The organism is Pseudoruminococcus sp., from assembly GCF_047012705.1.
Lineage (GTDB): Bacteria > Bacillota > Clostridia > Oscillospirales > Acutalibacteraceae > Pseudoruminococcus.
Genome location: NZ_JBKXNW010000006.1, coordinates 29,000 through 45,483, shown reverse-complemented (window position 1 = coordinate 45,483; position 16,484 = coordinate 29,000). Strand labels below are relative to the sequence as shown.

Below are 16,484 nucleotides of genomic sequence, written 5' to 3'. Positions count from 1 at the left end.
TCTACTTTTCTTTGAAATTGGCTTATTAGTTAGCGTATTTAAAAGAATAAGACTTAAAGACCGCTCTCGATGATAAAGTGTCTTTTGTATTCCGCTGGAGTAACGAATCATTACCACAACTCCCTGCAAATTATTCTATTTTTTACGACGGAATATTCCTCCTCATTGACTCGAAACTTGATGATTCTGTTTCTGTTCTTGTTTTTCATTTTGTTTTTCTATTCTTGATTACGGTTTTCCGTTTTCAAAGATATTCAGAGGTCTTAGGAGATTTTTCCCTAACAAACTAACCCTTTTGATTATGGGTGCAAATTTCACATTTGCACTCACAATTACTATTACTACTATTTCTGATTCTATTATACTTTATCCACACTCTTCGATATACATTAGATGCTTATTTCTTTGCTCACCTTATATGACGGTGAGACACACTTATTTTTTAAAAAGCTTTGTTGAATTTTCATATATTTTTTATTTTGTGATTATACAATATTTCAAGATGTTTGTATTTATTGCGAATTGATTTTTTTTGTTTGTTTATGCTATAATATTATAATTAAGCATTTGAGAAAAGGAAAAATTTATGTTTGATATATGGAATAGAAGATATACAGGTAGTAAGTATAAACTTATGCCTTGGATAAAGCAATTGATTATAGAACATTGCAATGAACGCTCAACTTTTTTTGATGTCTTTGGAGGAACAGGAGTAGTAACAGCATCACTGTTAGATATATCAAAAAAAATAATAATAAATGATTTTCTTTTCTCCAATGAAATCATATACAAAGCTTTTTTTGCACAAAGCGTAGATAATTCAGATAAGCTTAAAAATATTTGTAGTAAACTTAACTCTGTTGACAAAGCTACCTTGAGTGATAATTATGTTTCAATTAATTATGGTGGTAAATATTTTAATTATGATGATGCAAAACTAATTGGTTATATTAGAGAAGTCATTGAAAGCGAATTTTTAAATGGAAATATATCTGAGCAAGAATACGATATTTTGATTGCCTCGTTAATTTATTCTTTCGATAGATGTGCCAATACTGTCGGACATTATGAGGCTTATATCAAAAGAAAAGATATTATGTCTACATTTAGATTCGAATTAATCAGACCAATAAAGACCGATACAGTAATTGAAATTCATAGAGAAGATGCTAATGAATTAGCTAAAAGAATATCCGCTGATGTTGCATTTATAGACCCACCGTATAATAGCAGACAGTATTCTCGCTTTTATCATGTACTTGAAACTATTACTAAATGGGACAAACCTGTTTTAAAAGGTGTAGCAATGAAACCACCAGAAGAAAATATGTCGGACTATTGTCGTTCCAAAGCTGCTACAGTTTTAAAAAAGCTCATAGATGATTTAGATGTAAAGTATATTGTTGTAACTTACAACAATACTTACGATTCAAAGAGTTCTTCTTCAAGAAATAAGATTTCCCTAGAACAAATAAAAGCTATACTTGATAGTAAAGGTCATACACAAATCTTTGAAAAAGAGTATCATAGATTTAATGCAGGAAAGACGGATGTGGCTGAACATAAGGAACTTTTATTTATTACTGAGGTGAAAAATAACTAATGAAAAACAATGCAATCCGTTCTCCATTTTTCTACGTTGGAGATAAATATAAACTTATGCCGCAACTTCAAAAACTGTTTCCTGATGATATTGAATCATATATTGAACCTTTTGCAGGTGGTGGTAGTTCTTTTTTGAACACTAAAGCGAAAAAATACATCGTAAATGATATCGATTCTTATGTAATTAAATTGCACAAGAAACTATCATCATTTTCCAACGATACAGATTCATTTATCAATTTTTTATACAAGTTAATTGATGAATATGGCTTATCCTGTTCTTATCGTGGAATAACAGTATCGGAAGAATTAAAAAAGAAATATATCAAAACATATTATTCGCATTACAACAAAGATGCTTACATAAATCTTCGCAATGATTACAACAAAGATGGCGATTTGCTAAAACTTTATCTATTGCTGATTTATGGATTCAATCATATGATAAGATTCAACACATCAGGTATCTTTAATTTGCCTGTAGGCAATGTAGATTTCAATAAGAACGTTTATAACGCTATATGTAATTATATGGCTTTTATGAAAAAATCAAGTGTTGATTTTTATAATATGGACTATATTGATTTCCTTAATCAACTTGATATTTTAGAAACAGACTATGTTTATTTTGACCCACCTTACCTTATATCAGATTCCGAATATAATAAACTGTGGAACGAAAGTAAAGAAATTGAACTTTGTGATTGTATAGATAAGTTAGATAAAATGGGCATACATTTTGGAATTACAAATTTAGTAAATCACAAAGGAAAACACAACAATATATTTATGCAGTGGTCAAAAAAGTACAGAGTATATGCTATTGACAGTAACTACATAAGTTTCAACGATAACACTATAAAAGAAAACTCAAAGGAGGTTTTTGTAACTAATTATGGTAAGTAAAGCGAAACCGTTGTCATTTTCGACAACAATAAGAAATCCTGCAAGAATTCCTGCTTTTTTGCATTGCATACTACCTTATGAGGGAATGTTATTGACATCAAAAATAATACACAAAGTTATAAAAAATGTAATTAGAGAAAAAGAGTATACACCTACTTATGTTTCACGCATTCCTAAGTTAAAAGCAATATCCAAAAGTGAGGATTCAACGTTCACAGATACACAATTAGAGGATATAATTTTAAACTCTCCACAACAGCATAAAGAGGCAGGATTTGATTATGGCTGGGATTCAAGATTTGATACTTGGTATAAGATGATAAAAGAATTCGGATTTATCAAGTATTCAATGAACAATCCGATAGAAATAACCAAAACAGGGCATATGATTGTAGATGCTTATATGGAAACTCCAAGCAATGAAAAAAAGATTCAGCAGATTTTCTTAAATGCACTTATGAAGTATCAGACCAATAATCCGTTGCGTAAGAATTTAAATGAAAATGCACCTTTACCACTTCTTTTGAATGTAATAAAGCATTTTCACGAAGACAAAGAAGAGAACGATGCAGGATTGGCACGTCACGAATTACCCATTTTGATTTGTTGGAGAAACAATGATTCATTACAAGCATATAAATTCATTAAGGGCATCAGAAAGCAATACGGATTCACTTGTTCAGATGAAGTTATTTACACGAAATGTTTGGAATTACTTGAAAGTACAAACAAGAAATATCTGAAAATTGAAAAAATATGTGGTGAATCAGTTGATGAGTACATTAGAAAAATGAGAATGTCTGGTTTACTGTCTTTAAGAGGAAATGGCAGATTTTTGGATATTAACAGCTTTGAAAGTGATACTGCTTTGTATGTAATGCAACAGTATATGAAATATCCTAAATTTGATGATGAAAACTCATATATTGATTATATGGGTGAGATAGATACTAATATACTACAATTAGAAAACGCTGTTGAAGTTGATTTCTCTGATGTTAGAAAAAATACACTTTACAAATACGCAGAAACAATGTCAAAAGACAACGTTATACAAGAACTTAGGACAGTTTGTAACAAGAAAGAGAGTAAAGATGACGTTTTAAAGTATATCTCTGCCCCTACAAGATTAGAGTTTCTTACAAGTATCGCATTAGTTCAGCATTTCAAGGGATTAGATGTCAAACCTAACTATGCTGTAGATGATGAGGGATTGCCTACATTTACGGCATCAGGTGGAATAGCTGATATTGAATGTTTTGACAATGACTATGATAGTTATTTTGAAGTTACGTTAATGCGTGGTCGTCAAGACCAAGTCAATAACGAAATAATTCCCATAAGCAGACACCTACGAGAGGTAAAAAAAAGCCGTAGGGAAGATTCTTTCTCGGTATTCATTGCTCCGATAATACACGAAGATACTAAGGAAGCAGCTGATTGGCAGAAGTTTAAATACAAGATAGATATACTCACATTCTCAATTGAAGAATTTATCAATGCTATCTGCCAAAAGTCAAAAGCATCCGAACTACTTAATGTATAGGAGTAAGAATATGAAAAAAAATTTGTTTTTAGAAGTATCTTCAAATGAAAACAATCCAAATTGGGAAAAACATATTTCAAGAAAAGATGTGCTGTATTCAAGAGAAAACGACATCCGTTCTCCTTATGAACGTGACTATACTCGTATACTGCACTCATTGGCTTATCGTAGATTAAAACATAAAACACAAGTTTTCTTCAATATTGATAATGACCATATATGTACAAGAATGGAACATGTTCAACATGTTGAATCTGTAAGCTGTACCATAGCAAAATTTCTTGGATTAAATTTAGATTTAACTCGTGCGATAGCTATGGGACACGATTTAGGTCACGCTCCATTCGGTCACGAAGGTGAAGTAGAACTTACGAAAATAAGAGAAGAAAATGGTCTTGATAAATTTTGGCACGAAAGAAATAGCTTACGCATCATAGACAATGTAGAACTGCTCGCAGATACACAAGGGCATTACAGAAACTTGGATTTAACGTATGCTGTTAGAGATGGCATAATTTCGCATTGTGGTGAAGTAGATGATAATGGCATACATCCAAGAGAAGAAGCTATAGATTTGGCTGAATTTAAAACATCAGGACAATATCAATCATATACTTGGGAAGGCTGCGTTGTAAAAATTGCGGACAAAATCGCATATTTAGGCAGAGATATTGAATATGCCATAAGGATGAATTTTATTGAGCAAAGAGATTTAGTAAAATTAAGAAACATATCTAAAAAATATGGTGAATCTACAATGAACACAACAGTAATTATGCATAATTTTATCATAAATATCTGTGAAAATAGTTCTCCGAAAGACGGAATTAGATTAGATGATAAGCATAATGAGATGTTGAAAGAAATCAAGAATTTCAATTATGACTATATCTATACGAATAAGAAATTCGATACATATCGCAAATATGCGGGATTGATTATTAGGAGTATTTATGAAACGCTTCTGCAAGTATATTCAGGAATGAATACTCTTAAAAAGTTGAAACACTTATCAAAGTTTTATCCTAAATTAGCCAAGGATTTTTCGAATTATCTCAAACAGTACTTGATTGCATCAGAAGATAAATACTATAACACCAAGATATATGGGCAATTAGAGACAAAAGATATTTATGTTCAGGCAATAATCGACTATATTTCTGGAATGACAGATAGATATGCTGTATCAACGTTTAACGAACTAATAAAATATTAAATACAAAATCGCAAGTGAACTCACTATATCAAGTGGTTTGCTTGCGATTTTTTCGTTTATTGAATATAGCTGTTTTGGAAAGTGTCTTTAATTGTCGCTTAATAACATCTTGTAGGAGTCATTAAAACAGTGATACCTTTACAACGCATTCTCTCAACACTAATAATCAACCAGCCGTCCGAAAAAACACTCGCTTGGTATAATCTTACTCTCCAAATTTGGAAAGCGACAAATTATTCTATTAACTTACAGAATAGCCTTATTTCACTCATAATTGGCTTGAGAGCGGTTTTATATAATAATCAAGATAATTTTTTTAATGCTAAATTCAGTGTAGGCTTACAGTGGCTATTATTAGCAAAAGAGGTTTGTCCGAAAAACGGTCTAACCCCCAACATAATGAATATATCTCCTAATGTTAGAGAAGATATAGTATTCATAGCTTCAAAATCCTATCCGACAAAAATGTCGAACAAAATTAACTAACGACGAAATTCGTCGCCAGTTTGGTGCAGGCAAGAATGCAGGCAAAACAATGACAGTAGTCACTGAGAGCGGATACATAAATGCTTGTGAATATTCTAAATTCAATATAATATGAATTTTTTTATTATATTTTTATATTTGAGTAATAATTTAGGTATCAAAAAACAGATATATATAGTGTACGATTTTTTTCGTGCAAAAAGTTAATGATTCTCTCGTTCGGGGAGAATACCGTAATTTTGAACCTCGGCAGGGGCAGGCTTGCTATTTGGTCAATTATAACGATACAATAGAAAGAAGTGATTATATTTGATATTATTGAACATCATAAACTCACAGTAAACAGGGCTATTTTACATATGTTATTATGCTTGCTTTGTAGTTAAACCTATGAAGTGGCATAGCTTAGTATCGCAGATTGAAATTATAGGACTTAGAAAGGTAAGGTATTTATATGAATAACCGCTATGAGATTAACGAAATTGAAAACTACTTGAATATATCAGGCAATAAGGCAAAAAATACAGAATTAAAAGAAATATCCAAACACAATAACACAGAAAGTAATATAGAAAGCAACACAATATCTATTGACAAAAAAGTGTACTTAACCATAAAAGAAACTTCTCTACTGTTTAATATAGGAATAACCAAAATAAGAAATCTTACACAAGAGAAAAATTGCCCCTTTGTGTTATTTAATGGCAATAAGTGTTTAATAAGCCGAAAGAAATTTGAAGTTTTTTTAGACAATAAACATTCTATATAACAAAAACATTTGTTCTTAGTGTAAATCGAAAGGTGCATTGAACAAAAAATATGCTTGTAGCTATGCAATAAATTGAAAAGAAAGCAAGTTCATCAATGCACCTCTCTCTTAACAAAGAAAGGATTTAAAATAATGAAAAATATTATTACTGTTAATGGCATTAAGTATGTAAGAATCGAGGAAACCAAAGTGAACGCAGAAGATATTTACAATCTCTACTATGACTATATAAATGAAATGGTTGATTTTAAGAATATGTACCTTTACAATCATAACCTACAAGAGAATAAACTAAGCAGTAATTTTTTAGACCAAATTTATGATGATTTTGAAATTATAATATCAGAGAATTTCCCAATGCTTATTGAAGATGAGATTGAAAACCTTAGTTTAGCCTTTGTATGCTTATTCATTCTATCAGAAATGCCTAAGTTACCTAATAAGGCATTTAGAGAGTTTATAAGAAATTTAGGTTTTTCTCCTACATATTGTATAGTTAAAGAAACCTATAACGAAAATGTAGCTAATAAGTTAGCTCTTGAATATGGTGGTACTCTTGTAGTTGATGAGAGCGGTAATATTATACCTGAATTTAACAACATATATGATAACAAGAACTATATAGATGAGTTATTTAATTTAGGAATGGTAAAAGAAGATACTGCACCACTTAATAAAAGAGTAAGTATTGAAGATATACAAGATTATATATGTAACTATGCTGAAGATATTGAGTATAAATATTCTATTATCAATGATTATATAGAAGATAAGTGCAATCAATTCTAATGAAAGAAGATAGTATATAAAAATAATAAATTTATTAAGGTACTAAGTTGAATTGTAAAGCCTTTAGTGCTATTATTTATTTGTCACATTAAAGGCTTTCTTTTCTTGTTATGAAAGGAATTGATACTATGACAGCAAAGAAAGCTATTAAGAGAAAAGATAATAAAGGCACTGTTTTAAAAGATGGTGAGTTTCAAAGAAAGGATGGTAGATATTGCTATAAATATAAAGATTATAGAAGCAAAACAAATTATATTTATGCTAATATCTTAAATGAATTAAGAGAAAAAGAAAATCAATTACAAAAATCTCTTATGAAAGGCTTGGAAGCTAATGATGTTAATTTAAATTATGTGTTTGAGTGTTGGTCTGAAATTCATCAAGTCAAGCCTTCTACAATGTCAAATTATATTGCTATGTATAATAAGCATATCAGGAATACTTTAGGTGACTTAAAAATTAAAGATATAAGATATTCCTTGATAGCTATTATTTATAAGAATTTGTTATCTAATGGTTTAAAATTAGGTAGTGTTAGAGATATACATAACTTACTTCATTCTATAATTGATTTAGCAGTTAAAGATAATTTAATAGATAAAAACCCTTGTGATGGTGCTTTAGATGGAGTTAAAAAGTTCGCTAAACCAACAGAGAAAAAACAAGCTTTAACCATTAAGCAACAATCAATATTCTTTGAATATATAAAATCTTCAAGGTATCGAGGTTGGTTGCCATTATTTACAGTTTTATTTGGTACAGGTTGCCGTATAGGTGAAATATTAGGCTTAACTTGGAATGATATAGATTTTAAAAATAATCTTATATCTATCAATCATACATTAGAATACATAAGAGTTCCAAATGAAAAATATAAGATAAGTATAAACACACCAAAAACTAAAACAAGTGTTAGACTTATACCAATGCTTGATGAAGTTAGAAAGGCTTTACTGAATATAAGAGAATTTCAGCTTAACACAACATTGAATACTTTAAAAGTTGATGGATATACAGGTTTTATTTTCACAAATAAAAATGGCAATTTATATTATAAGAATAATATTAACAATGCAATAAACAACATAGTTAATTCTTATAATAAGCGTGAAACTGAAATAGCAAAATCAGAGAATAGAGAACCTGAATTACTACCACATTTTTCTTGTCATATAGCAAGGCACTCATTCGCTACTCGTTTATTTGAGAACGAAACTAATATAAAAACTATATCTGAACTTTTAGGACATAGCAACATATCAACAACTATGAATATTTACACAGATGTTTCTATTGACAAAAAACAAGAAGCTATAAAAGAAATTCAAGGCAAAATAAAAATATCATAAACTAAGTATTATTATAATTATATTCACCTAATGTTATGTGACATAAATTGTGCAAATAAATATTATATATCCAATGTATATGGTTATTTTGCATTTTGACACCTATTTGACACCAAATTTCCGAAAAAATATAAAAATTTATACTAACAGATTAGTATATTAAAAAATATAAGTACAGTATTTATCAGCGTTTAAAGGGATTTAATAAGTTATAAAATTAGGGGGTTGCTTTTTTAGAAAAAATAATATAAAATCATATGGTAACTCAAGATTATTCAATTATACATCTTGTGAATTTTTTAAAAATCAGAAAGGATATTTTTATGAGCAATCCTATTATTACTTTTACTATGGAAAACGGTGATGTTATTAAGGCAGAACTTTATCCTGAAATCGCACCAAATACAGTAAATAACTTTATCTCTCTTGTCAAAAAGGGATATTATAACGGACTTATATTTCATCGTGTAATCAATGGCTTTATGATTCAGGGAGGTTGTCCAGAGGGAACAGGCTTTGGCGGTCCTGGATACGGAATCAAGGGCGAATTTACTATGAATGGATTTAATAACAATCTAAAACATACTGAGGGAGTTCTATCTATGGCTCGTTCAAACAACCCTAATTCTGCCGGTTCACAGTTCTTTATTATGCACAAGAATGCTCCTCATCTTGACGGTCAGTACGCATCATTTGGCAAGGTAATTGAGGGAATGGATATAGTAAATAAAATTGCTGAATGTGATACAGATTTTACTGATAAGCCACTTGTTCCACAGGTTATGAAGAGCGTAACAGTTGATACAATGGGTGTCGACTACGCTGAACCTGAAATTTGCTAATTCTAAATTTATAACTTAAAACTCCTCTTGCTGATATTAGTTAGCAAAAGGAGTTTTTTTGATGATATATAAAAATAGCAAGAGTTATAAAAACTCTTGCTATCATTTTATGATAATTCAGTATGATAATAAGTTATTAAAAACTTATTACTTTTCTTCTTTTTTATCTTCAGGCTTCTTTGCATCGCCCATATCGCCAAGAAGGTTAAAGCGGAAAAGTCTTGTTTCATCTTCCGGCTTAGAGCAGATGATGTAAGCATCGCTTATTTTTCCACCTTCAATAAGCTTAGTAAGACCAACGAGTTGGCAAAGCTTACTCTTCAAGTTAAGGTGGTCTCCATCACGAGTTACGAGGAAAACATCTCCCTCACAAGTATCGAGAACCGAAAGGAAGGACTGAACATCAATATTGTGTAATTCGAGCATAGGTGCCATAATAGAATTCCTCCTCTAAAATTATTAGCTTAATTTAAATGTAACACTTTTTCTGTTACAAATATATTATAGCATAAAAATTATACTTGTCAATCACAAAGCATCATACATAATATTCTTTTGTTTAATATTTCAAATTCAGAGATAATATGAATTTATTGAGTTTGTACAAAATTATAATTGCTAATTTGTATAAAGATAAATTTTTTCAGTGATTTAGTTAATTGAAGGAAGTTATTTTTGTTTTCTATGCCGAAATTTTTAAAAGCCTATAAATTTTATAGATTTATTTTAAATTACAAAGCAAATTATTTTGTTGGGAAAAAGAAATTTACAGTCATATCGAGATAGTTGAGGCCGCTATATTCAGGATATTTCTCGTTAATCTTTTTCTTCATTTCATCAGCATTATCACATGTAAGAGCAATTTCCTTTATGGTATTAAGGTAATCAACCTTAGTTCTGACATCTTTCAAATCTTCTGGCGTATAGTGAGAAGTTAGGACAAGGTCGAAACCCTTGCAAATGTAGTAATTAAGCTGAGATATGATTCCGTCTGCGTGTGGGCAACCTGCTACAATAGAGTGGCAGTCATGGCCAAGCATATGAGTATAAACACAGTTAATTTCAGGAATCTCTATATCATATGCCTCGGCATTAGATTTAACATTTAGATTAATATCAGCAATCTCAAATTCTCCATCTTGGATAAGTTCTGCTTTGCAAACAGATGAATCAAATATCTCACCAAAGGTATTTGTAAAGTTTTTGATAAGGCCTGCTCCGCCACCAACACTATTATACTCTAATGATGACTTAGTACCATAAGCAGTGACTTCAGGCATAAAGCTTGCACCGGCGGCGTGATAAGCAACCATCTTTCCGACAAGCTCAATGTTATTTTCTTTGATAAAAGCAGTAAGCTCCTCAATGTTATCATAGAAGCAAGGAAGTTCTATACAAACGCCCTTTTCATTTTTAACAAGAATAAAGACTTCATCATCTATAAAGTCGTTTGTTTTATATGCATAAAGTTTAACTGCATCAAAATCATATTCGCTAATGACACCTTTGTTTAAAGCAGTTGTTTTACAATTTTCCTTTTTCATATTAAATTACCTCCGTAATAGTTATTTGTGTTGTAACTATCTTTGTTACAATTAGAATATATCATATTATAGTTGTAATGTCAATAGTTACAACTGAATTCTTTCAAAAAAATTTCCGTATCTTCTTGGATACGGAAATCATTTAATTTTCTTCTCTTATAAGTTTTTGTGTATCAGAAATTATTTCAGCTAAGGTGATACTTTTCATTTCTTCTTCCATAGCTTTCTGTACTAGTTCAAGCTTTTTATCAAGAGCGTTATGAATATTTCTTCCAACAGGGCAGTTCGGATTCGGATTTTCGTGAAAATGAAAAAGCTCACCATTATCTATACATTCAACAGCATTATAAATATCAAGCAAAGTTATTTTATCAAGAGGCTTTGCAATTTCTGCACCACCACTTCCACGAGCGACATTAACAATTCCTGCGGCTTTAAGCTGTTGTAATATTCTTCTTATTATAACAGGATTTACATTAACACTCCCTGCAAGGAAATCACTTGTTAGTTTATAGCTGTCTTTAAATGTATCTATACAATCTAAAATATGTACAGCTATTGTAAGTCTGCTTGAAATTTGCATAAAAAATCTCCTTGTCAAATTTTTTGAAGTAATTATATCACTCAAAAACAAAGGTGTCAATTTAAACAAACTTAATCAATTGGTGTTGGAAGATGTACTATTGTTGGAGTATGATTCATAGCAGGGAGTATGGTATCTGTCAGGTCACTCATACGAAGGCGTATACTTGAAGTATTTATGCAAGGGTGACAACCGAAATATTCGTCTTTAAAAACATCTTCATCAATTATAAGGCGGACATTATTTTCTGTATCGTTCATAAGTCCCATAACGCTGACAGAACCTGGTGTAATATCAAGGAAGTTTTCCATATATTTCTCTTTGCCAAAGGAAAGTCTTGATACACCAAGCTGTGCGGATAAATCTTTAGTTTTGAACTTTTTATCTGCAGGAATCATAAGCAAATAGAAGTTTGTTTCCTGACGATTGCAAAGAAATAAATTCTTACAAATCATAGCTTTGAGAGTTTTATCTATTTCAGCACAAACTTCCATAGTCATTGCTGGTTCGTGGTCTATTCTCTGATATTCAATATTTAGCTTATCAAGAAAATCATAGGTTCGGATTTCTTTTGATAAACGGTTCATTTCGTCGTTAGGTCGTCCGTTTTGAAGTATAAGCATATTTTAAACCTCCATTTAAAATCTATAATGAATGATACTACTTGAGACTTTATATGTCAAATAAGCTATTTTACCTATAATAATACCGTATTATAATATACTTTACATTTAGAAAAATTTAAGCTATAATTAATAAGAAAAATAACAGCAGAACGGAGATAATTTATGGTACAGTTTGATGAACTAAGGCTTGCTTTAGAGGAGCTTTGGCCTGATATTAAGGATTTATCTGAAGCGCTTGGAATGGGTGCTATAAAGTCAGAAATCGAACAGCTTGAACGCAGAGCCGCCGAACCCGGTTTCTGGGACGATATGGAAAATTCACAGAAGATTTTGCAAAAGACAGGTTCCCTTAAAAATAAGGTTGAGCAGTATGACAGACTTGTTGCAAGCTATGAAGATACTCACGCATTGATAGAGCTTGCTAATGAGGAAGAGGATTTATCTCTACTTGATGAAGCAACTGCTGAATATGAGAAAGTAAAGAGCAGTCTTGAGGAGCAGCGTCTTTCTACTCTTCTTACCGGTGAATATGATAAGAATAATGCAATTCTTACTTTCCACGCAGGTGCAGGCGGAACAGAGGCTCAAGACTGGGCAGAAATGCTTTATAGAATGTATAATCGTTGGGCGGAACGCCATAACTTTAAGGTTAAAACTGTTGATTATCTTGATGGTGATGAGGCGGGCTTAAAGAGTGCAGTTATTATGATAGAGGGCGAGAACGCTTATGGCTATCTCAAAAGTGAGGCTGGCGTTCATCGTCTTGTCAGAGTTTCTCCTTTTGATAGTTCTGGCAGACGCCATACTTCTTTTGCATCACTTGAAGTTATGCCTGAAATAGACGATACTATCGACATCGAAATTAGTCCTGAAGATATTAAGATGGATGTTTACAGAGCAAGTGGTGCGGGTGGTCAGAAAGTTAATAAGACTTCTTCGGCTGTTCGTCTTACTCATATTCCGACGGGCATTGTTGTTTCTTGTCAGGTTGAAAGAAGCCAGCACCAGAACAGAGAAGTTTGTATGACAATGCTTAAATCTAAGCTTATTGAAATCAAAGAGCGTGAACATCTTGATAAGATTGAAGATATTAAGGGCGTTCAGAAAGAAATAGCTTGGGGTTCTCAGATTCGTTCATATGTCTTTATGCCTTATACAATGGTTAAAGACCATCGCACGAATTTTGAAACAGGTAACATCAACGGTGTTATGGACGGCGACCTTGATGGCTTTATTAACGCATATCTCAAGGCATCAAGTCTTGGTGAGCTTGATAATCAATAATATGAATAAAAAATCTCCTATTATTTTGTAATGACTTTAATAAAGTTAGATTGAAAACTAACTATTGAAAAGTCGGTACATTTTTCATAGGAGATTTTATTTTATGCTTATTTATTAGAATACAAAATAATATAGTGTAAGCATGGATAAAACTGAAAGTAGTATTACGCTTATTGCAAAAATATAAAATTTAATTTTGGCACAGATTATTCCTACAAACTCTCTTAAAAATGCATTAGGCCAGAAGTACCATTTTGTTTTACTTCCAATTCCTTCTGCATTGAGTTCTGCGGCTTGCGAAAGCATACCACTTCGGAAAATATGATAGTTGGTGGTTGAAAAAATTATTTTTGCATCTGGATTGATTTTGTGTATGATTTTTTTCGAGAATTTCATATTTTCGAGAGTTGTTGATGATTTATCTTCCATAATAATATGGTCTTCGGCAATTTCTTGACTTAAAAGGTAATTTTTCATTGCCTGCGATTCGGAGATTATTTCATCGCTGCCTTGACCGCCTGATGGAACAAAGTATATATCTTTGCCAGTAGCTTCTTTTTGTTTTCTTGCAAAAGTAATTGCTCTATCTACTCGACCTTTTAAGAGAGGAAGTAGAGTGCCATCTTTTTTTATTCCACAGCAAAGTATAATAACGAAATCTTTATCATACTTTGGCTTCTTAAATACAGCTATCAATGCACAAATTATTGCACCAAGTAACATACAATCAAAATAGCTTATAACAGCGGATAGACAATAGTTAATAGAATCTGTGCTGAAAAGTCTTAACCTGATTGTTTCAAGGCTTTCATCTGTTGACATTGAAAATGGCATAAAAATTATAGAACCTATAAAAAATACAATGCCAAGTATTACGCCAAGCAGATTTTTCCATGTTTTTCCTTCGTGAATAATTAGTGAAACATTACTTATGGAGATTAACAAGAATACCAATGTAAGTGGTATAATAAGGTATGTCCTAAGATATTGAGTACTATATAGTATATTAATCCATAAATTTATTAAAAGTCCACTTTCTTGATAAGTGAAATAATGTAATAAAACTTGGAAAGAACTATATAAAATATTTATGAAAAAGAGTAATAATCCAAAGCAAATAATGTTTCTATAATTATAGATTGTCTTTTTCATTGATTTAACTAAGCTGAAAATAATTATAGACATTGTAATTAGCAAAAAGTATATTGAATTGATTTACATGAAATGATAATGGTAAATAAAAGTATTCAGGAATAGATGATTCTACAACATCATCTGGATGATATTTTATTTCAATATCTGTATCACCTTCTTTTAATGCCTCAAAGGTAATCTTAAAAAAGTCATTTTTATTATCAATCTCTTTTAATTTAACTACACTTTCATCATCAATATTAACCTTAATATCTGATATATTATAAAAATCATATAATATAACAGTATATGTATGACCTGTAAAAAATGGTGTTATAGCAGAAGCTGTCAAAAACAACACAAATAATACTGCAACAAGAGCAAATGTCTTTTTTATTAAAAAATCTCCCTAAAATAAGTATGCTATATTATAACATTCAGTTTTTATTAATTCAATGAAATTATTGTGTGTTTTTGTAAAACTACTATAGAGAAAAGATTTTATTTTTAGAAATAATATTATAAACTTTTTACCTCATTTTTGCATATATATCATAAAAAACTCTTGCTATACACATATACTTTGGTGTATTATAATGAGTAGCAGAATTGTACAAAAATTCACTCTACTATATAAAGGTAAAGGGGCGTTTATTTATGAAAAGAATCGGTATTTTAACAAGTGGAGGAGATTGTCAAGGTCTTAATGCCGCAATTCGTGGAGTTTGCAAGACTCTTTATAATCACTATAAGAAAGATGAAATAGAGATTTATGGTATTATAGATGGATACAGAGGCTTGATTACGGGTGAATATCGACTTATGAAGCCTGAAGATTTTTCTGGTATCCTTACTCGTGGAGGAACTATTCTCGGAACTTCTCGTCAGCCATTTAAGCTTATGCGTGTTATTGATGAAGAAAATAATGTAGATAAGGTTGCTGCTATGAAGGCAAATTATAAGAAGATGAAGCTTGATTGCCTTGTTATTCTCGGCGGAAATGGTACCCAAAAATCTGCAAATATGCTTTCTCAAGAGGGATTAAATGTTGTTTCCTTGCCTAAAACGATAGATAATGACCTTTGGGGAACTGATATGACTTTTGGTTTTCAGAGTGCTGTTGATATTGCAACACAGGTTATTGACTGCATACACACAACAGCTACTTCGCACAGCCGTGTATTTATAGTTGAACTTATGGGACACAAGGCCGGTTGGCTTACACTTTATGCAGGCATTGCTGGTGGCGCTGATGTAATTTTGATTCCTGAAATTCCATATGATATAAATAAGGTTATTAAATGTATCAAACAAAGAACTAAATCCGGAAAGAATTTCTCAATTCTCGCTGTTGCTGAGGGCGCTATATCAAAGGAGAGAGCTGCACTTCCTAAAAAGCAAAAGAAAGAAGCTCTTGCAAACCTTATGTATCCGTCAATTTCTTATGAGATTGCCGCTCAGATAGAGAAGGCAACAGGTCAAGAAACCAGAGTTACTGTTCCGGGACATTTTCAGAGAGGTGGAAGTCCTGTGCCTTATGATAAGCTTATTGCAACTCGTTTTGGTGCGGCTGCCGGAGAATGTATTATAAATGAGCATTATGGCTGTATGGTTTCGCTTATAAATGGAAGAGTTGTTCCTGTTCCGCTTGCTGATATTGCAGGAAAGTTAAAGACTGTACCTACTGATTGTGAAATTATCAAAACAGCAAGACTCACAGGCATAAGCTTTGGTGATTAGTTGACAAACTTTCTTAAGACACTGAAAAGTTTTGCTCAAGCTTTTTTAAAAGCTTGCAGGTTCGA

At 31.3% G+C, this 16,484-nt stretch carries 16 protein-coding genes; 10 read left to right on the top strand and 6 right to left on the bottom strand.

The window, feature by feature from the left end; genetic code table 11:
• The first annotated feature begins 586 nt into the window (after nt 1-586).
• The 8 genes from ACLU24_RS07110 to ACLU24_RS07075 all read left to right on the top strand — a co-directional run bounded on the left by ACLU24_RS07110 (nt 587) and on the right by ACLU24_RS07075 (nt 9,508).
• Entirely contained in the window at nt 587-1,603 is a 1,017-nt protein-coding gene (locus tag ACLU24_RS07110) for a DNA adenine methylase (RefSeq protein WP_412611419.1), read from the top strand.
• Complete coding sequence (locus ACLU24_RS07105; protein ID WP_412611416.1) at nt 1,603-2,511, top strand: Dam family site-specific DNA-(adenine-N6)-methyltransferase; 909 nt, start codon at nt 1,603-1,605, stop codon at nt 2,509-2,511. The genes ACLU24_RS07110 and ACLU24_RS07105 overlap by 1 nt, the downstream gene beginning before the upstream one ends.
• Before the next feature lie 91 nt (nt 2,512-2,602).
• Complete coding sequence (locus ACLU24_RS07100) at nt 2,603-4,057, top strand: AlwI family type II restriction endonuclease (RefSeq protein WP_412611414.1); 1,455 nt, start codon at nt 2,603-2,605, stop codon at nt 4,055-4,057.
• A 10-nt stretch (nt 4,058-4,067) separates the two neighbouring features.
• Nucleotides 4,068-5,273: a deoxyguanosinetriphosphate triphosphohydrolase family protein gene (locus ACLU24_RS07095; RefSeq protein WP_412611411.1), complete on the top strand. Its 1,206-nt coding sequence runs from the start codon at nt 4,068-4,070 to the stop codon at nt 5,271-5,273.
• Nucleotides 5,274-6,213: 940 nt separating this feature from the next.
• Nucleotides 6,214-6,528, top strand: a complete 315-nt coding sequence (locus tag ACLU24_RS07090) for a MerR family transcriptional regulator (protein WP_412611409.1) — start codon at nt 6,214-6,216, stop codon at nt 6,526-6,528.
• 132 nt (nt 6,529-6,660) lie between these two features.
• Nucleotides 6,661-7,317, top strand: a complete 657-nt coding sequence (locus ACLU24_RS07085; RefSeq protein ID WP_412611406.1) for a hypothetical protein — start codon at nt 6,661-6,663, stop codon at nt 7,315-7,317.
• Nucleotides 7,318-7,445: 128 nt separating this feature from the next.
• Nucleotides 7,446-8,666, top strand: coding sequence for a tyrosine-type recombinase/integrase (locus ACLU24_RS07080; RefSeq protein WP_412611404.1), 1,221 nt, complete (start codon nt 7,446-7,448; stop codon nt 8,664-8,666).
• Nucleotides 8,667-8,989: 323 nt separating this feature from the next.
• Entirely contained in the window at nt 8,990-9,508 is a 519-nt protein-coding gene (locus ACLU24_RS07075) for a peptidylprolyl isomerase (protein ID WP_412611401.1), read from the top strand.
• Nucleotides 9,509-9,655: 147 nt separating this feature from the next.
• Here ACLU24_RS07075 and ACLU24_RS07070 read toward each other — a convergent pair whose 3' ends face one another.
• The 4 genes from ACLU24_RS07070 to ACLU24_RS07055 all read right to left on the bottom strand — a co-directional run bounded on the left by ACLU24_RS07070 (nt 9,656) and on the right by ACLU24_RS07055 (nt 12,258).
• Entirely contained in the window at nt 9,656-9,943 is a 288-nt protein-coding gene (locus tag ACLU24_RS07070) for a hypothetical protein (RefSeq protein WP_412611399.1), read from the bottom strand.
• Between the two features lie 308 nt (nt 9,944-10,251).
• Complete coding sequence (locus ACLU24_RS07065; RefSeq protein ID WP_412611396.1) at nt 10,252-11,052, bottom strand: hypothetical protein; 801 nt, start codon at nt 11,050-11,052, stop codon at nt 10,252-10,254.
• Nucleotides 11,053-11,194: 142 nt separating this feature from the next.
• Nucleotides 11,195-11,635, bottom strand: a complete 441-nt coding sequence (locus tag ACLU24_RS07060; protein WP_412611394.1) for an Rrf2 family transcriptional regulator — start codon at nt 11,633-11,635, stop codon at nt 11,195-11,197.
• Between the two features lie 71 nt (nt 11,636-11,706).
• Nucleotides 11,707-12,258 (bottom strand): prolyl-tRNA synthetase associated domain-containing protein, encoded by a 552-nt coding sequence (locus ACLU24_RS07055; RefSeq protein ID WP_412611393.1) that lies wholly within the window; start codon nt 12,256-12,258, stop codon nt 11,707-11,709.
• Nucleotides 12,259-12,423: 165 nt separating this feature from the next.
• On the opposite strand from ACLU24_RS07055, the gene prfB reads away from it, so the two are divergent.
• A complete protein-coding gene (gene prfB / locus ACLU24_RS07050) occupies nt 12,424-13,545 on the top strand; it encodes a peptide chain release factor 2 (RefSeq protein WP_412611391.1) in 1,122 nt (373 codons plus the stop codon).
• 114 nt (nt 13,546-13,659) lie between these two features.
• Here the strand turns inward: prfB and ACLU24_RS07045 are convergent, their stop codons facing one another.
• A complete protein-coding gene (locus ACLU24_RS07045; protein ID WP_412611390.1) occupies nt 13,660-14,379 on the bottom strand; it encodes a YdcF family protein in 720 nt (239 codons plus the stop codon).
• Nucleotides 14,380-14,701: 322 nt separating this feature from the next.
• Nucleotides 14,702-15,040 (bottom strand): hypothetical protein, encoded by a 339-nt coding sequence (locus ACLU24_RS07040; RefSeq protein WP_412611388.1) that lies wholly within the window; start codon nt 15,038-15,040, stop codon nt 14,702-14,704.
• Between the two features lie 296 nt (nt 15,041-15,336).
• On the opposite strand from ACLU24_RS07040, the gene ACLU24_RS07035 reads away from it, so the two are divergent.
• The gene (locus tag ACLU24_RS07035) at nt 15,337-16,419 is read left to right on the top strand and encodes a 6-phosphofructokinase (RefSeq protein ID WP_412611385.1); all 1,083 of its coding nucleotides are present in this window, start codon (nt 15,337-15,339) and stop codon (nt 16,417-16,419) included.
• Nucleotides 16,420-16,484: the final 65 nt, after the last annotated feature.

Coding starts and splice junctions, on each gene's coding strand:
- ACLU24_RS07110 (WP_412611419.1), top strand. CDS start 587: ATGTTTGATATATGGAATAGAAGATATACAGGTAGTAAGTATAAACTT.
- ACLU24_RS07105 (WP_412611416.1), top strand. CDS start 1,603: ATGAAAAACAATGCAATCCGTTCTCCATTTTTCTACGTTGGAGATAAA.
- ACLU24_RS07095 (WP_412611411.1), top strand. CDS start 4,068: ATGAAAAAAAATTTGTTTTTAGAAGTATCTTCAAATGAAAACAATCCA.
- ACLU24_RS07090 (WP_412611409.1), top strand. CDS start 6,214: ATGAATAACCGCTATGAGATTAACGAAATTGAAAACTACTTGAATATA.
- ACLU24_RS07085 (WP_412611406.1), top strand. CDS start 6,661: ATGAAAAATATTATTACTGTTAATGGCATTAAGTATGTAAGAATCGAG.
- ACLU24_RS07080 (WP_412611404.1), top strand. CDS start 7,446: ATGACAGCAAAGAAAGCTATTAAGAGAAAAGATAATAAAGGCACTGTT.
- ACLU24_RS07075 (WP_412611401.1), top strand. CDS start 8,990: ATGAGCAATCCTATTATTACTTTTACTATGGAAAACGGTGATGTTATT.
- ACLU24_RS07070 (WP_412611399.1), bottom strand. CDS start 9,943: ATGGCACCTATGCTCGAATTACACAATATTGATGTTCAGTCCTTCCTT.
- ACLU24_RS07065 (WP_412611396.1), bottom strand. CDS start 11,052: ATGAAAAAGGAAAATTGTAAAACAACTGCTTTAAACAAAGGTGTCATT.
- ACLU24_RS07060 (WP_412611394.1), bottom strand. CDS start 11,635: ATGCAAATTTCAAGCAGACTTACAATAGCTGTACATATTTTAGATTGT.
- ACLU24_RS07055 (WP_412611393.1), bottom strand. CDS start 12,258: ATGCTTATACTTCAAAACGGACGACCTAACGACGAAATGAACCGTTTA.
- prfB (WP_412611391.1), top strand. CDS start 12,424: ATGGTACAGTTTGATGAACTAAGGCTTGCTTTAGAGGAGCTTTGGCCT.
- ACLU24_RS07045 (WP_412611390.1), bottom strand. CDS start 14,379: ATGCCATTTTCAATGTCAACAGATGAAAGCCTTGAAACAATCAGGTTA.
- ACLU24_RS07035 (WP_412611385.1), top strand. CDS start 15,337: ATGAAAAGAATCGGTATTTTAACAAGTGGAGGAGATTGTCAAGGTCTT.